The sequence below is a fragment of the Nocardia sp. MH4 genome (genome assembly GCF_019266065.1).
GTDB classification, from domain to species: domain Bacteria; phylum Actinomycetota; class Actinomycetes; order Mycobacteriales; family Mycobacteriaceae; genus Nocardia; species Nocardia canadensis.
This window is the reverse complement of the sequence record NZ_LPNR01000124.1, coordinates 114,308-129,036: the sequence shown is the minus strand read 5'-3', so window position 1 is coordinate 129,036 and position 14,729 is coordinate 114,308. Positions and strand designations below refer to the sequence as shown.

At 68.9% G+C, this 14,729-nt stretch carries 16 protein-coding genes, 1 tRNA gene and 1 other RNA gene; 9 read left to right on the top strand and 9 right to left on the bottom strand.

The genetic code is table 11. The features are described 5' to 3' along the window. Window positions 1–147: 147 nt before the first annotated feature. The gene (locus tag ATM97_RS28700; protein WP_218721309.1) at window positions 148–864 is read right to left on the bottom strand and encodes a hypothetical protein; all 717 of its coding nucleotides are present in this window, start codon (window positions 862–864) and stop codon (window positions 148–150) included. Window positions 865–969: 105 nt separating this feature from the next. Further along, complete coding sequence (locus ATM97_RS28695) at window positions 970–1,548, bottom strand: HhH-GPD-type base excision DNA repair protein (protein ID WP_218721308.1); 579 nt, start codon at window positions 1,546–1,548, stop codon at window positions 970–972. A gap of 79 nt (window positions 1,549–1,627) precedes the next feature. Here ATM97_RS28695 and ATM97_RS28690 point away from each other — a divergent pair, with 79 nt between their 5' ends. After that, on the top strand, window positions 1,628–2,434 hold the full coding sequence (locus tag ATM97_RS28690) for a methyltransferase domain-containing protein (protein WP_218721307.1): 807 nt from the start codon (window positions 1,628–1,630) through the stop codon (window positions 2,432–2,434). 40 nt (window positions 2,435–2,474) lie between these two features. Here ATM97_RS28690 and ATM97_RS28685 read toward each other — a convergent pair whose 3' ends face one another. Both ATM97_RS28685 and ffs read right to left on the bottom strand, forming a co-directional pair. Then, a complete protein-coding gene (locus tag ATM97_RS28685; RefSeq protein ID WP_218721306.1) occupies window positions 2,475–3,767 on the bottom strand; it encodes an aminotransferase class I/II-fold pyridoxal phosphate-dependent enzyme in 1,293 nt (430 codons plus the stop codon). A 167-nt stretch (window positions 3,768–3,934) separates the two neighbouring features. Then, window positions 3,935–4,029, bottom strand: an RNA gene (ffs, locus tag ATM97_RS28680) — signal recognition particle sRNA small type. Window positions 4,030–4,130: 101 nt separating this feature from the next. Here ffs and ATM97_RS28675 point away from each other — a divergent pair. Beyond that, the gene (locus ATM97_RS28675) at window positions 4,131–5,090 is read left to right on the top strand and encodes a hypothetical protein (RefSeq protein WP_218721305.1); all 960 of its coding nucleotides are present in this window, start codon (window positions 4,131–4,133) and stop codon (window positions 5,088–5,090) included. A 1-nt stretch (window position 5,091) separates the two neighbouring features. Here the strand turns inward: ATM97_RS28675 and ATM97_RS28670 are convergent, their stop codons facing one another. Continuing rightward, window positions 5,092–5,643, bottom strand: coding sequence for a TetR/AcrR family transcriptional regulator (locus ATM97_RS28670; protein WP_218721304.1), 552 nt, complete (start codon window positions 5,641–5,643; stop codon window positions 5,092–5,094). 147 nt (window positions 5,644–5,790) lie between these two features. Here ATM97_RS28670 and ATM97_RS28665 point away from each other — a divergent pair. Both ATM97_RS28665 and ATM97_RS28660 read left to right on the top strand, forming a co-directional pair. Then, window positions 5,791–5,878: transfer RNA gene (locus ATM97_RS28665), tRNA-Ser, on the top strand. A gap of 259 nt (window positions 5,879–6,137) precedes the next feature. Beyond that, window positions 6,138–6,560 carry a DUF5994 family protein gene (locus ATM97_RS28660; RefSeq protein WP_218721303.1) on the top strand — a complete coding sequence of 141 codons (423 nt, stop codon included), beginning with the start codon at window positions 6,138–6,140 and terminating at the stop codon, window positions 6,558–6,560. A 1-nt stretch (window position 6,561) separates the two neighbouring features. Here the strand turns inward: ATM97_RS28660 and ATM97_RS28655 are convergent, their stop codons facing one another. Then, window positions 6,562–8,010: a threonine/serine exporter ThrE family protein gene (locus tag ATM97_RS28655; protein ID WP_218721302.1), complete on the bottom strand. Its 1,449-nt coding sequence runs from the start codon at window positions 8,008–8,010 to the stop codon at window positions 6,562–6,564. 346 nt (window positions 8,011–8,356) lie between these two features. On the opposite strand from ATM97_RS28655, the gene ATM97_RS28650 reads away from it, so the two are divergent. Together ATM97_RS28650 and ATM97_RS28645 are read left to right on the top strand one after the other, a co-directional pair. Further along, entirely contained in the window at window positions 8,357–9,001 is a 645-nt protein-coding gene (locus tag ATM97_RS28650; protein WP_218721301.1) for a helix-turn-helix domain-containing protein, read from the top strand. A gap of 265 nt (window positions 9,002–9,266) precedes the next feature. Then, the gene (locus ATM97_RS28645) at window positions 9,267–9,737 is read left to right on the top strand and encodes a helix-turn-helix transcriptional regulator (RefSeq protein WP_218721300.1); all 471 of its coding nucleotides are present in this window, start codon (window positions 9,267–9,269) and stop codon (window positions 9,735–9,737) included. On the opposite strand, the gene ATM97_RS28640 is transcribed toward ATM97_RS28645, so the two are convergent. Together ATM97_RS28640 and ATM97_RS28635 are read right to left on the bottom strand one after the other, a co-directional pair. Beyond that, entirely contained in the window at window positions 9,734–11,176 is a 1,443-nt protein-coding gene (locus ATM97_RS28640) for a wax ester/triacylglycerol synthase domain-containing protein (RefSeq protein ID WP_218721299.1), read from the bottom strand. The genes ATM97_RS28645 and ATM97_RS28640 overlap by 4 nt on opposite strands. A gap of 87 nt (window positions 11,177–11,263) precedes the next feature. Next, complete coding sequence (locus tag ATM97_RS28635) at window positions 11,264–11,461, bottom strand: DUF397 domain-containing protein (protein ID WP_308248653.1); 198 nt, start codon at window positions 11,459–11,461, stop codon at window positions 11,264–11,266. Between the two features lie 431 nt (window positions 11,462–11,892). Between ATM97_RS28635 and ATM97_RS28630 the strand changes: the two genes are divergently transcribed. From ATM97_RS28630 to ATM97_RS28620, 3 genes are read left to right on the top strand one after another with little or no spacing between them, the layout of a single operon-like run. Beyond that, window positions 11,893–12,381, top strand: coding sequence for a DUF309 domain-containing protein (locus tag ATM97_RS28630; protein WP_218721298.1), 489 nt, complete (start codon window positions 11,893–11,895; stop codon window positions 12,379–12,381). Between the two features lie 15 nt (window positions 12,382–12,396). Beyond that, window positions 12,397–13,317, top strand: coding sequence for a tRNA glutamyl-Q(34) synthetase GluQRS (gene gluQRS, locus ATM97_RS28625; RefSeq protein WP_308248656.1), 921 nt, complete (start codon window positions 12,397–12,399; stop codon window positions 13,315–13,317). A gap of 43 nt (window positions 13,318–13,360) precedes the next feature. After that, window positions 13,361–14,047: an RDD family protein gene (locus ATM97_RS28620; RefSeq protein WP_218721296.1), complete on the top strand. Its 687-nt coding sequence runs from the start codon at window positions 13,361–13,363 to the stop codon at window positions 14,045–14,047. A gap of 68 nt (window positions 14,048–14,115) precedes the next feature. Here the strand turns inward: ATM97_RS28620 and ATM97_RS28615 are convergent, their stop codons facing one another. After that, window positions 14,116–14,673: a DUF4190 domain-containing protein gene (locus ATM97_RS28615; protein WP_218721295.1), complete on the bottom strand. Its 558-nt coding sequence runs from the start codon at window positions 14,671–14,673 to the stop codon at window positions 14,116–14,118. Window positions 14,674–14,729: the final 56 nt, after the last annotated feature.

Here is a 14,729-nt window from a genome sequence, read left to right as displayed (position 1 = left end):
CCGAACCGGCGGATTGTGTCGCGCCGCACAACGTTTTCGCAGCTCAGAGCGTCGGGTGGGGCGCGCAATGGCGATCGAGGTCTCCCCGGGGAGACGACGAACCCCTCCGGAAAACGAGCTTCCGGAGGGGTTCGCCGAGCCGGGTGACTACTTGGCCGGCGAGGGAGCCGGGGTGGGGACCGGCTGGGTGATGGTGATGAAGTACTGGATCGCGGCACCGATCGCGACCGGGGCGGTCACGAAGATCTGGCCGGCGATCACACCGAGCGCGCCGATGGTGGTGGCGCCGACGACGCAACCCGCGATGGGACCGGCGCCGAAGAGGGCCAGCAGGACACCGGTCGCGACGAGGCCGGCACCGGCACCGGCGATGCAGCCCACCGCCGCGCCGCCGAGGCCGCCGACCAGGGTGCCGATGGTGGCGCCCATGGAGATGGTGGAGGTCAGACGCGACCAGGCGGCCTGCTCACGCTCGTACTCGTTCTTCCAGGGGGCCTGGTTCTCGAACGGCAGGGCGACGGGCTTGTAGACGGCCTTGGCGGCGTCGTAGACCGGGGTCAGGGTGGCCTTGTTGCCCGAGATCTCGGCCGCGATGGGCAGCTCGAACTCGTCGAGGCGGAAGGTCAGCGGGGTGCCGGCGACGGTCGTGCCGTTGGCGGCCTTGACCTTGAAGGCACCGTCCTCGACGACGAGCGAGCCCGCATCGGTGGTGATGACAGCCTTCGAGTCCTCGACGACCTCGGCGGAGTAGTTGATCGGTGCGGCCTCTTCGACCGGCGCCGGAGCCGCGTTGGAGGTGCCCGCAGCAACACCGGTTGCCATGGTCACGAGCGCCGCAACCACGGCGAGCTTCCTCATCTTCATAAAACTGCCAATCCCTCATCAGTCGTTGAGCTGTTCGAGAAGCCAGCTTCGAGCAGATCACCACCGATGACGAGGGAAAAAAGCAGGCAGATCGTAACCGAGAATTCACCCGGCGGATTTCGCGGCGGCCTTCGCCTGCTTCTTGAATTCCCTTACTTCGGCGAGAGTTTCGGCGTCGACCACATCGGCGACCGAGCGGCGCGAACCCTCGTCGCCGTAGGACCCCGCGGCCTTTCGCCAGCCGGTGGGATGTACGTCACGTTGCTTGCCGAGCAGTGCCAGGAAGATCTTGGCCTTCTGCGCGCCGAACCCGGGCAGGTCCTGCAGCCTGCGCAGCACTTCCTTGCCGTCGGGGTCGCCGCTGGTCCAGAGGTTGGCGGGCACGCCGTCGTAGTGCTCGATGACGTACTGGGCCAACGCCTGGGCCCGGCGGGCCATGGAGCGGCCGTAGCGATGGATGGCCGGTGGCGTGGCGGCGAGTTCCTCGAATTCGGCCGGATCGGCCTCGGCGATCCGGCGCAGATCGAATCCACCCATCCGGTCGGCGATTTTGCGTGGCCCGCGAAACGCGTGTTCCATCGGATACTGCTGATCCAGCAGCATGCCGAGCAGCAACGCGAAATCATCGGTGCTGAGGAGTTCGTCGGCTTCGGCCTCCTGCGCGAGACACAGCGTTCGAGTCATACATTCATCGTGACACATTTCACTAGTAGCCTCTGGGTCCATGCTCCCGAGGACTGCAGCTTCCACGATGGCGGTAAGTATGACCGACTACACCCCTCGCCCTGACCGCTTCGATCAAGCGGGCCAGGACCAACTGATCGACGCCCACGACCTGGAGGTCACCCAGCCCGGGATGCGCAGGCTACGCGCCTGGAGTCACGCCGCGCTGGCCCTGCGACCGGGCGAGCGCGCCCTCGACATCGGCTCCGGCACCGGCTCGGAGGTGTTCGTCTTCGCCGACGCCGTCGGCCCGACCGGCACCGCCGTCGGCGTGGAACCCGATCCGAACCTGCTCGCCTCGGCCCAGCGCCGCGCCGCCGAGCGCGACTCGACGGCGACCTTCGCCACCGGCGACGCCTACGGCCTGCCGTTCGGCAACGAGAGCTTCGACGCGGTGCTCTGCGAACGCGTGTTCCAGCACCTGACCGCGCCCGCGCGGGCCGCGGCCGAGATCGCGCGGGTCCTGCGGCCCGGTGGCCGCGCGGTGGTCGTCGACAGCGACTGGGCCACCTCGATCGTGCATCCGGGCGATCCGAGGGTGGTCGGCGCGGTGATCGACACCCTGATCTCCTCGACCACCAACCCGCTGTCCGGGCGCAGGCTGGCCGGGCTGCTCAGCGGTGCGGGGCTGGTCGTCGACGAGATCGGCTCGCACGCGCTGGTGCAGGACCGCAGCGTCGGCGCCGGCGCGCTGGTCAGCCGGATCGCCGGGCTGGCGGTGCTGCGCGGGGTGATCACCGAGGACGAGCACGCGCGACTGATCGCCGACCTGCAGGCCGGCGCCGATCGCGGTGACGTGCACGTCTCGGTGACGATGTTCGGCGTGCTGGTGCACAAGCCGAGCTGAGCCGGGGCCGGGCGCGCCACCGCGCGCCCGGCCCGCTCGCTCAGTGCTCCTCGAGCAGCTTCTCTGTGGCGGCGAGCAGCACGCAGGTCGCCAGCCCGTCCATCGCCTTCTCCAGTTCCGGCAACTGCGGGAAGGAGGGGGCGATGCGGATGTTCTTGTCGTCGGGGTCTTTGCCGTACGGGAACGCCGAACCGGCGGCGGTGAGGGCGATGCCCGCGTCCTTGGCCAGCGCGATCACCCGGGCGGCCGTGCCGTCGAGCACGTCGAGGCTGATGAAGTAGCCGCCCTTGGGCTCGGTCCAGGACGCGACCTTCGACGCGCCGAGCCGGTCTTCGAGGATGCGGCGCACCAGCGCGAACTTCGGCTCGAGCAGCCTGCGGTGCTTCTGCATGTGCTCGCGCACGCCCTCGGCGTCGGTGAAGAACCGCAGATGCCGCAGCTGGTTGAGCTTGTCCGGGCCGATGCTCTTCTTCGCCGCGTGCGCCAGGTACCAGTCGAGGTTGGCCTTGGACGCGCCGAAGAAGCTCACGCCGGCGCCGGCGAAGGTGATCTTGGAGGTCGAGGCGAAGACCAGCGGCCGGTTCGGGTTGCCCGCCGCCGCGGCCATGCCGAGGACGTCGAGCACCGGCGCGGCGGTGTCGGTGAGCGGGTGCACCGCGTAGGCGTTGTCCCAGAACAGCCGGAAGTCCGGCGCGGCGGCCTTCATCGAAACCAGCTCGCGGACAACCTCTTCGGAGAAGACGGCGCCGGTCGGGTTGGCGTAGTTGGGCACCGCCCACAGGCCCTTGATCTGCGGGTCGTCGGCCAGCAGCGCCGCGATGGCCCTGGTGTCGGGGCCGTCGTTGTTCATCGGGACGGCGATCATCTCGATGCCGAGCGCCTCGGTGATCGCGAAGTGCCGGTCGTAGCCGGGGGCCGGGCACAGCCACTTGATCGTCTCCTCCGACGCCCAGCGGCGCGGGGAGTCCGGGGTGCCGTAGAGCATCGCGAAGACGATGTTGTCGTGCATGAGCTCGAGGCTGGCGTTGTTGCCCGCGATCAGTTGCTCGACCGGGATGCCGAGCAGTTCACCGAAGATCGCACGCAGTTCGGGCAGACCGTTGAGGCCGCCGTAGTTGCGGCAGTCGACACCCGACCCGTCGCGGAAGTCGCCGTCGCCCGGGAGGGAGAGCAGCGACGCGGATAGGTCGAGTTGTTCCGGCGATGGCTTACCTCGGGTCAGATCCAGGGTGAGCTTCTCGGTCTGGAGCGTCGCGTAATTCGCGGTCTGGGACTCGTGCTCGGACACGAGTTCCGCGTGGCTCATCAAACCGATCTGCGTTTGCCGGGGCATCCTGGGCAGCCTTTCGAAGCAGCAAGGTGGGTGGTGCACGCTGCGCGTGCCGACACTCGCAACGTTACCCGGCGGTTGCTCGGAATCGGTGGGGTATCCGGAGCCGGATCAGGCTCGCACGCTGCGAAGGTGCGTAGGCGGATCGATCAGGCGGAGGTCCCCGAGAATAAAGGGGACCCCGCGCACCCGGCAGAGCCCGTTGACCCTTGCTGCCTTCCGGCCCTGGGGGAGTTCACAGGATGCGCGCCGCGCGGGATCCGTCGGCCAGTGTAGCGGTTCGATGTGCCCTCCGCAGCGGGGGGTCGATACGATCGCGACGAATCGACGGGGCGAACCCGTATCGAAAACCGGAGGGGGCCGAAGATGACGAATTCGCAGCAGGGATCCGGCGATCAGCCTGGACAGTCCGATCCGACCGTGCACTGGTGGTCGACGCCGACGAACGCGGGCGCCGATCCCACTGTGTTCAATCCGGCGGCGGGGCCCGAGCAGCCGCAACCGGGATTCGGTTTTCCGGCGCAGGGTCAGCCCGGCTACGGGCCCTATCCGTCCGCTCCGTCGATGCCGCAGGCCGGTTATCCGCCGCAGCCCACTCCCCCGTACAACGCGCCCGGCTATCAGCAGCCCGCCTACGCGATGCCGCCCCGACCTCCCGGCAACAAGAACGGGCTGATCATCGCCGGTGTCGTCGGCCTGCTCGCGGTGGTCAGCATCGGGGTGGTCGGGGTCGCGGTCGCCACCCGCGACGACCCGTCCGACCCGCTGACGTCGATGGAGAACGACCGCAAGAAGAAGATGGAGGGCGACTACACGATGGCCTCGGTCTCCAACGCGTGCTCGCTCATCGACCCGACGGTGCTGAAGAAGTGGTCCTCGGACCCCAAGGGCAGCCCGGAGCACAAGGAAACCCAGCCGACCAGTTCCACCGGCGGCAGGCTGTCGTGCACCGCCGATTACTCGAGCAAGTCGGCCCGCAGCAAATACCAGACCAACGACGCCAGGATCGAGCTGGACGTCGAATTCAACGACGCCTACGGCGACCCCTCCTACACCCGATGGAAGGAATACGACACCGGCACTTCGGGTTCGGGTCTGGCGTCGGGTGAGGTCAGCGGGATCGGCTCGCAGGGCTACTGGAAATCCGAGACCCGCGATGTCGTCGGGCCGCGGCTGACCTACACCGTCGGCGTCGCCGACAGCAACGTCTCGGTCAAGGTCCAGATCACTCTCTCGCGGGCCGAAGGCGAGACCATCAACACCGACGAGGTCGCCACGGTCGCGAAAGCCCAGGCGCAGAAGGCGCTCACGGGACTGAAGAAGTAACTCAGCGCCGCTCGAACAGCAGGTCCGCGGCGCGGGCCAGCACCTGGTTGCGGGTGCGGCCCTCGTGGTCGGCGGCGAGGAAGTGCTTGCCGATCACCGCGCAGAAGGCGAGCAGGCTGCGGGCTTCGACCTCATCGGGGTCGGCGCAGAAGGCGCCGATCGTCTCGCGCAACAGCGCCATTCGGCGATTGTCGACCCGCCGTAGCCGCTCGGCCACGTCTGCGTCGCGGCGGGCCCAGTCACGGATCGCGAGGTCGATGGGCAGCAGCCGGTCGCTGGAGAACGTGAGCACGCCCGCCAGCCGGGCCCGCGCTTTCGGGTCATCCGCGTGCTCGACCTGTTCGAGCACCTGGTCGACCGCCTCCCGCTCCCACTGCTCGAGCATCGCGACGAGCAGCGCCTCCCGGTCGGCGAAATAGCCGTAGAACCCGCCCTTGGTGACGCCGATGCGCTTGGCCAGCGCCTCGACCCGCACCGCGTCCACACCGGCGGCGGCCAGCACCAGCAGGCCTTCCTCCACCCAGCGCTCCCGGGGTGTGCGCGCGGTACCCACGACGTGTTCCACCTCATATCGGCTCGGCCGGACCAGCGGATGAGCGGCCCGAGCACTCAGTGTACGGAGCCGTATAGTCTCCTCAACCGCCCTGACCGACCCGACCCGTTTTTACACCGGGGCACCGGGACCGCTATGCTGCTCCACGGAGGATTCGCCTAGTGGCCTATGGCGCTCGCCTGGAACGCGGGTTGGGTTAACGCCCTCAGGGGTTCAAATCCCCTATCCTCCGCCACAGCAGGGCCCTGATCGGTTCGCCGGTCGGGGCCCTGTTCGTTTAATCGGTGGATCTGTCGGTGGGCTTCCGTAGAGTGAAGCCCCGATGGTGCGGGAAACCCCCACCACCCACCCGCCGGTGTCGCCGCCGTCCCAGATGTGTGCGTGCCGACACAGCGGAGTGGGTACCCAACCCCAGTGCCCGTCCGTAAACGGACGGCGTGCGCCGGTCGATTGTTCTTCGACCGCGCCCCCAGACTTCAGGAAGAAAACTCGTAGTGAATACCTCACCTCAGACCACGAGCATCGGCCGCGACGCGGCCGGGCCGATCCGGCTGATGCTGCGTGAGCGACATGCCATCACCGGCCCGATCGACGGCGCCTGGTGGCCCCGTACCGACCAGCCGATGACCGAACTGCACCAGCTGGTGCAGGCCGTCTCGCCGCGGATCGGCAAGCTGGCCCGGCTCGGATTCGATTGGCATGCCACCGAATCCGCGACGTCGGCCGAGCCTGCCTCGCGCATCATGCACCTGGTCGGCAGCAACGGCGCCGACCTGGCGCTGCTCGTGATCCCCGCCTCGACCGAGGCCCCCGCGGCGCGCAGCCAGATGCGCTGGGCCGCGGGCAAACCGCGGGTGCAGGACCCCGCGCCCGCCGAGACGGCGGCCGACGGGCCGCGCACCCTCGTCCAGACGTAGTTCAGCGATCGCTGGTGTAGGTCGGGTCGAAGTCGCGCGGCGCGCCACGGCGGCTGAGCAAGCGGTCGAACCATTCACCCAGGATGACGCCGGCCGCCAGTGCGCACCCGACACCGAACGCGCCGAGGATCTGCCCGAAACCGAGCAGGGTCTCGTCCTCGAGCAGGGCGTACAGGCCGCGGTACACCTTCAGACCCGGCAGCAGCGGCGTGATGCCCGCGACCGCGACGACCAGCGGCGGGGTGAGCGCCCGGCGCGCCATCAGACCACCGGCCAGGCCGATCAGCGTGGCCGCCATCCCGGACGCGACCACCGGACCGAACCCGATGTCCTGGGCGACCAGGTAGGCCACCGTGCCCGCCGCGCCGCTCAACCCGGCCGCGAACAACGCCCGGCGTTCGGCGTAACAGGCCATCGCGAAGGCGATCGCGGCCACCGCACCGGCGCTCAGTTTGATCGCCAGATACTCGGTGTCGCGGCCCGCGCTCGCGGCGATCTCGGGCACGGCGATCCCGAGCATCGTCGAGATTCGCAGCGCCAGGCCGATACCGGCGACGATGCCGCCGGTCATCATCACCACCTCGAGCATGCGCGCCGCCGCCGTGATCGGCGCGCCGGTGATGGCGTCCTGCACCGAACCGACCAACTGCTGCCCCGACAACAGCACCGTGATGCCCGCGGCGACGATCAGCGCGGCGTCGGCCCGCCAGTGATCGCTGACCGCCGCCAACGCGATGGCGGGCGTGGCGGCGATGACACCACCGACCAGATGCTGGAAGAAGATCGGCAGACCGAGCTGGTGCAGCGCCCGGTTGACGACGTCGATCAGCGCCGTGGTCGCGAAACTGATGACGGCCAGCAGCGCGCCGCCACCGAGCAGCACCGCGATCGCCGCCGCCAGCAGCGACCAGCCCATGGTCGACACCCAGCGCGGATACGGGTGCGCCCCGGAGACGATCTCGTCCAGCGCGGCGTGCGCCTGGTCGACGGGGACGACCTGGCTGCGGATCCGCCGGGTCAGCCGGTCGACCGCGGCCAGCCGGGTGAAGTCGAGCGAGCGGTACTTCACCACCCGCATATCGCTGGCCGGGGGCAACCGCGGGCCGCGATCGGCCCAGATACGGATCGCGTCGAAGGTGACGTCGATATCGCACTTGTCCAGGCCGTAGGTGGAGGCGATGAAGCGGACCTGGGCCGAGGTGTCGATGACACCGGTGCCGGCGGCCAGCACCACCTCCCCCACCCGCACGGCCAGATCGAGCACCTGCGACACCTCGGCGTCGTCGGTGAGGTCGATCGGCTGCAGCGGGGTGGGGGCCATGGTGATGTTGTCGGCCGTCGCACGCTGTGAGGGCAGGACGAACGGGCGGCGCAGCCGCCAGCGCGGGCGCAGAGCTGGGCGTTCGGTAATCGTGTCGCCGTCGCTTTCCGATGCCGGGTCCGCACTCATACCTTCGACGGTAACGGCGTTCGAGGCGGGTTCGCCGTCTCGCAACGAGTTCGTCAACGTGTCGCTCGTCATGTCGCGGCCGGTCTCAGATGTCCTCGATCAGTCCGGTGCTGTAGGCCGTGGCCGCCAGGTGCTGGAGGCAGCGCGGACCGCAGCCGTCGTGCTGAGTCAGCACGAAACGAGCCTGCTGAAGCGAGAAGATGGGAGAATCGGCCACGCAGTCGGCATGCGCGGCGCGCCAGCGGTCTTCGCGACCACGGATGGCGGCCCGCGATGTGGGCGGGTCTGGTGCGGATGTGTCCAGCAGGGTGTGACGGTAGGGGCCGGCGATGGAGGCGATGACTGTATGAACACCGGGACGGGGAAGGTGATCCAGGAGCGGCGGCGGTTGCTCGGGCTCTCGCAGCCCGCGCTCGCGACCGCGATCGGGGTGAGCTCGCGGCAGATCACCCGGTACGAATCGGAGGAACAGTCGCCGACGCTGCCGGTGGCGATCCGGCTGGCCGACGCGCTGCAGATCTCGCTCGCGGAGCTGGCGGGCATCGTCGACAACCGGATCGATCTGGCGGGCCGCTGGTGGGCAGCCTGGCAGAAAGCGGCAAACCACGGCGACGAGGTCGAGGTAACGCCGGTGACGATCCGGCACGAGGGCGACCACCTGCTCATCGACTCGGCCGCCGAATCCGCTGCGGCGCACGATGACCCGTCCGCGCAGATGCGCGGCGAGATGCGGGTGTGGGACGGCGACGCGCTCACCGGCTGGGTGCGTGGCATGGATGTCGCGCGGCCGATCGGCACCATCTACTACTCGCTGCACCCCCAGGGCGCTCATGCGGTCGGCTCGTGGACGACGAAGTCCGGCCCCGACGGTGTGGTCCGCGGCTGGAGCGCGCTGGCCAGGGAGAAGTCCGACGCCGAGAAGCTCCTGTCGGAACTGGTCCGCACCGACGGCACCGTCGAGTCGTGGCCGGGGAGTTCGCGCTCGGCCTGAAGCCGGCGGCGGATGTCGCCGACGGTCGGCCGCCCCGGCTCCACGGGCGGTAGCAGGAACAGGTAGCGGGTCAGCGCTCCGAACACGAACAGTCCCACAGCAATCCACAGGTAGATGTCCATCTGTCCCCTCCGAACCAGTCGGTGCTGCACGGGTGGCGCGGTATGGTGGTGTCGAAGCCACCGCAGCAAAGTATGGTCGTCGTCAAGACCTTTTGGACAGCAAAAAGCGTCTACAAACGTCTACAGTTCGCTACGGTGTGTCCATGTCCAGTCGGGGCGAGCAGGGGAACGGCGAGACCACCGTCGTCGGGGCACGGTTACGACAGCTCCGCGAGGAAGCCGGACTATCCCTGACCGCGCTGGCCACCCGCGTCCCGTACAGTCGCGCGGCCCTCGGCCACTACGAAACCGGCACGCGCGCAGCGCCATCCGAGGTGATCGACTGGTACGAGCGGGTGCACGCCCAGTCGGCCCCCGCGCTCCCCGGCACCCGGCGCCGTGATCCACGCGCGGCCGACGCCGCCCTCGCCGACGCGATAGCGACGAGAAACGGCGCGACCCGGCCGCTCATCGAGATCGACCGACCACACCAGGGCGACAACGGAACCGGCTACTTCTGCCCGTTCCGCATCGACGGCCTGATGGAAGGCGAGGCCGCGGGCACCGACGCCGCCACCGCGCTGCGTTCCGCCTTGCGCGCCGTCGGCGTCGAACTGACCAGGAAGCGCGACTAGACCCCGCTCGCCTCGCGGTGCGACGCCACCACCGCGTCCAGCGAATCGGCGAGCAGGGCGAGATAGCGATCCGGATTGGGCAGGACCCGGGCGTCCGCATGCACCGACAGCGCGATGGTTTCGCCGATGCCGTGCACGCCGTGGGTCAGATGCATGACGGTGCCGAGCGCGGGGAAACCGCCGGTGAACAGGACAGGAGCACCGGCGAACGCGAGATCGGCGGCGCCGCGGTACACGCTGGAGACCACGGTGTTGCCGTCCAGCGCGGCGGGCACGCCGTCCAGGTCGGCCCTGGCCACGTCGCGGGCGGCGAAGACCGCCGGGACCGTCGCGCCGACCCGATCCTGCACGGCGAGCAGTGGATTCAGCGCGCGCTCGCGGCGGGTCGCGAGGTCGGCGGCGATCAGCCCGGCGCGGAGGGCGAGGTCGGGTTCGTCGATGTGCAGATCGATCGACAGGCCGCGGTAGTGGTTGTGCGCCGCGGCCGTGCCGGGCAATGCCATCGGCAGGGCGGTGCCGAGCCGGTCGGGGCGGTCGCCGATCTCGGCCAGGTAGGTGATGAGCGCGCGAGAAATCGCTGTCAGGGCAACGACTGTCACGGTGCGGCCGGGCACGCGGATGCGTTCGGCGTCGACGACGAGCATGCGAACCCGATGGTCGAATACCCCGACCGGAGCGCTCGGATTGAGCGCGTTCGGCGCGAAACCCTTGGTCGGCGCGGGCACCTTCCCCGCCGCGGTGCGGTCCGCGAGCTCGCGCTGGGCCCGGTGCGCCGCACGTCCCCGGCGCGCGGTGGTCACCAGCTGCCGGGGAAACCTCAGCACCCCAGCGACTCTCGCGTCGGTACCCCATGCACAGATTTGTCCCCAGTAATCCACAGGCCGTGCAGGAGTTTTCACAGGCTCGACCGGGGGATCTTCCGAGTTGTCCACAGGTACACCGGGAGAGCTGGGGATAACTTCGCCCACCGGCGCCGGAGCGAACAGCGAACGCGCGACAGCGGCGGCTCTGGTGCCGTCGGCCAGGGCGTGCGATATCTGTAGCACGACGACCAGCACGGGCCCCGCCGACGCGGGCGCGTCGCGCACATCGCGGAAAACATGGACACGCCAAGGACTTTCGGTGCCGTTCACACCGGTACCCAGCAGTTCGCCGACACGGTCGAGCAGCGCGGGCCAGCCGAGCCCGCTGGGACGATGCGTGACGAATTGCTGGGCGGTGAATTCGGCGGGTTCCCACCGCGGATAGTCGAGGTTGCCCGGAATCTCCCGAATCCGGATCCGCAGATCCGGAATACGCGCCGAACGTGCGGCGAGGAAAGCGCGGAGTTCGTCTGTGGTGCTGCCGGTTTCGGCGAAGCAGTAGAGCAGGAACACGTCATTGGCGCCGCGGCGCGACAGCCAGAACATCGTCGCGTCGCGCGCGGCCATCGTGGTCATCCGGCCACGATAGGCCACGCCACAGAGAAGGCCCCGAGTCCTACCGACCCGGGGCCCGTGCTGCCTTCTCGAGGCGCATGGTGCGGCTCAGCCGCGCGCGAACTCTCCCGCGGTGACGTCGGCTAGGAACGCGCGCCACTCTCCCGGTCCGAAGGCCAGCACGGGACCGCGACCGCGATCCTTGGTGTCGCGGACCGCGACATCGCCGCCGGCGAGAAAGGCCACTTCCACGCAGTTCCCATCGGGTCCGCTGTAGGTGCTCTTCCGCCACACAGCGTCCGTCACATCAACCTCCACGGCACTTACTCCTTTGCATGATCGAGAACGGGATTACTCCAGGAATCGTTGCAACATTCCGATATCCGGCGCGATCGACGAGTTACTTCGTGGCACACAGAGCACTGCCACACGGTGCGCGCAACCGACCGGCACGAACCAGCGCATCGAGGCGTTTCCGCCTCCGGGGGCTGCCCCCGCGGAAGAAACACTAGCAGGTCTTCCGCAAGTTTGCGGATGAGAATTTGCTTTCTCATATGGGTTTGCCAAGCTTGCGAAGCTTCACGTTTGCGGGAGCATTGCCGGACCCCTGTACCCATTCCCGAACCGGCTGACACATCAACTTTTACTTCCATGTGATTAGTCCGTGATACGTCAATTTCTCGACTGTCCCAGCCGCCCCTCGGGCACCACGAACGGCGGCCGTGGATCATGGGGGAATGATCTCCCGTGATCGCGACGCCGCAGGTCGTGCCCGCAACGACCGCCCCAGGGACCGACTCGGCAGGCCGCTACCTCCCGGCAGTGCCGGAGTCGCCCGAATTCCGGACGACCTGGAGCTGGCACCCCAGCAAACTCTCACCTTCGCTCAGCAACTGCTGGACGACGGTTTGGCTTTCAATGCCCATGAGGTATTGGAGGCGGCATGGAAGAACAGGCCGGTAGCCGAGCGGATGCTCTGGCAGGGGCTGGCGCAATACGCCGTCGGCATCACCCACATCCAGCGTGGGAACGCCAAGGGCGCGGGTACTCTGCTGCGCCGCGCGAGCGAGCGGCTCGGGACCTACCCGGCGAATGCGCAGCAGCACGACGTCGACCGGGCCGGGTTGATCGCCCACGCCGCCGTCCTGCTCGCCGCGCTGGACACGGGCGGCCCCATCGCCGAGGAGCAGTTGCGGCCGCGGCTGTGCCACCCGTCCGCCGCATAGGATGGTCCGGTGCCAATTAGCCGCTCCACCGGCGCGGGCCGGTACGCCCCGAGCCCCTCGGGTGAACTGCACCTGGGCAATCTGCGCACCGCGATCCTGGCGTGGCTGTTCGCCCGCACGACCGGACGCGACTTCCTGCTCCGGATCGACGATCTCGATCGGGTCCGCCCCGGCGCCGCCGAACGCCAGCTCGACGACCTCGCCGCCATCGGTATCGATTGGGACGGCCCCGTGGTGCGCCAGTCCGAGCGGCTCGCGCGCTACGACGCCGCCATCGCCGAGCTCACCGCCGCGGGACGCACCTACGAGTGTTTCTGCACCCGCCGCGAGATCCAGCAGGCCGCGACCGCGCCGCACGGACCGATGGGCGCCTACCCGGGCACCTGCCGCCACCTCACCGACACCGAGCGCGCCGCCAAGCGCACCGAAGGACGGCGCGGCGCGCTGCGATTACGCGCCGACGTCGACGACTACGCGATCACCGATCTCCTGCACGGCGAATACCGTGGCGCCGTCGACGATCTGGTGCTGCGGCGGGGCGACGGAATCCCCGCCTACAACCTGACGGTCGTCGTCGACGACGCGGCGCAGGGCGTCGACCAGGTGGTCCGCGGCGACGACCTGTTGCCGTCGACCCCGCGCCAGGCCTACCTCGCCGAACTGCTCGGCCTGGCCACGCCGAGCTACGCGCACGTCCCGCTGGTGCTCAACCAGGAGGGCAAGCGACTGGCCAAACGCGACGGTGCCGTGAGTCTTTCGGATCAGCGCGCCCTGGGCAACACGCCCGAGGATGTGGTGGCGGCCCTCGCCGGCTCCCTCGGCTACACCGCGCGGACAACAGCCGAGCTCCGTGAAGTTTTCGACCCGGCGCGGATACCGGGAAAACCATGGATACTCGAGCCTATCGGGTTGTTCCGACCAGAGGGATGTCCGTAACGTACGCATCGACCGATCTCCTGATCACGACGAGGACGAATTTATGACCAGCGGTGGTTACGACCCCAACCAGTACCCGCAGGGCGGTCAGCCCGGCGGCTACGGCCAGGACCCCTACGGCCAGCAGCAGCCGGGTTACGGCCAGCAGCAGCCGGGATACGGGCAGCAGCAGCCGTACGGGCAGCCCCAGCCCGGTTACAACCAGGACCCCTACGGCCAGCAGCAGCCGGCCTACGGCCAGGACCAGTACGGCCAGCAGGCCTACCCGGGCGGCCAGGGCGGCTACGGCCAGCAGGGTTACGGCGGCGTGCAGCCTGCCGATCTGGGCATCCGGATCGGCGCGCGCGTCATCGACAACCTGATCGTCAGCCTCCCGCTCGCGATCGTGCTGGCGCTGGTGTTCAGCGGTAACACCTACCAGTTCGTCAGCGGCGCTGTCGTTTCGCTGGCGGTCTACGGCTACTTCATCGCCATGGAAGTCACCCAGGGCACCTCGCTCGGCAAGAAGATGCTGGGCCTGCGGGTCGTCGCCCCCGGTGGCGCGCCGAACCTGACCCCGGAGCAGTCGGCCAAGCGCAACCTGTTCCAGATCGTCGGCCTGATCCCGTGCGTCGGTGGCCTGATCAGCCTGGGCCTGGCGATCTACATCATGATCACCATCTCCCAGGACCCGAACAAGCAGGGCTGGCACGACAAGTTCGCCGGCGGCACGCAGGTCGTCAAGGGCTGATTCCCGGCTGACGAAAACGTCAGGGGCGCTTCCGGATACGGAAGCGCCCCTGTTCGTTTTCCGGAAAGTCAGTACGAGGTGGAGGAATCCAGCCCGCCCGCTACCCCGAGCACGATGACGAAGACCACGTACAGCAGACCCAGCACCAGGGTGATCGCGCCGATCCAGATGCCGGCCAGCGCCATACCGCGGCCTTCACCGCCGCGCTCCTTGATCTGGTTGAGCGCCATCACACCGAGCACGATGCCCACGATCGACCCGATGCAGGTGCACAGGCCGACCAGCGAGGAGACCAGCGCGCCGATCGCCAGGCCGTTGGTGCCCTGCGGCTGCGGGAACCCGCCGTAGGGCTGGTAACCGCCCCCGGCGGGGTAGGCGCCGTAGGCGGGCTGCGGTGGCTGCTGCGGGTACTGCGGCGCCGAGGGCTGCTGGTAGTTGGGGTACTGCGGCTGCGACGGCGGAGGGGCGGGCTGCTGCGGGTACTGCGGCGTCGACGGGTAGCTGGGAGGCTGCGACGGCTGCGCGGACGGGTACTGCGGCACCGAGCCCGGCGCGCCGGACTCCGGCGACACGCCGGAGCCGCCGTACTGCTTCCACCACTCGTCGGAATCGCCGGGATTCGTCATTGGTACAGCGTATTCCACAACCGGCGCCCGTGAGGCACCGCGACCTTGGTTGGATA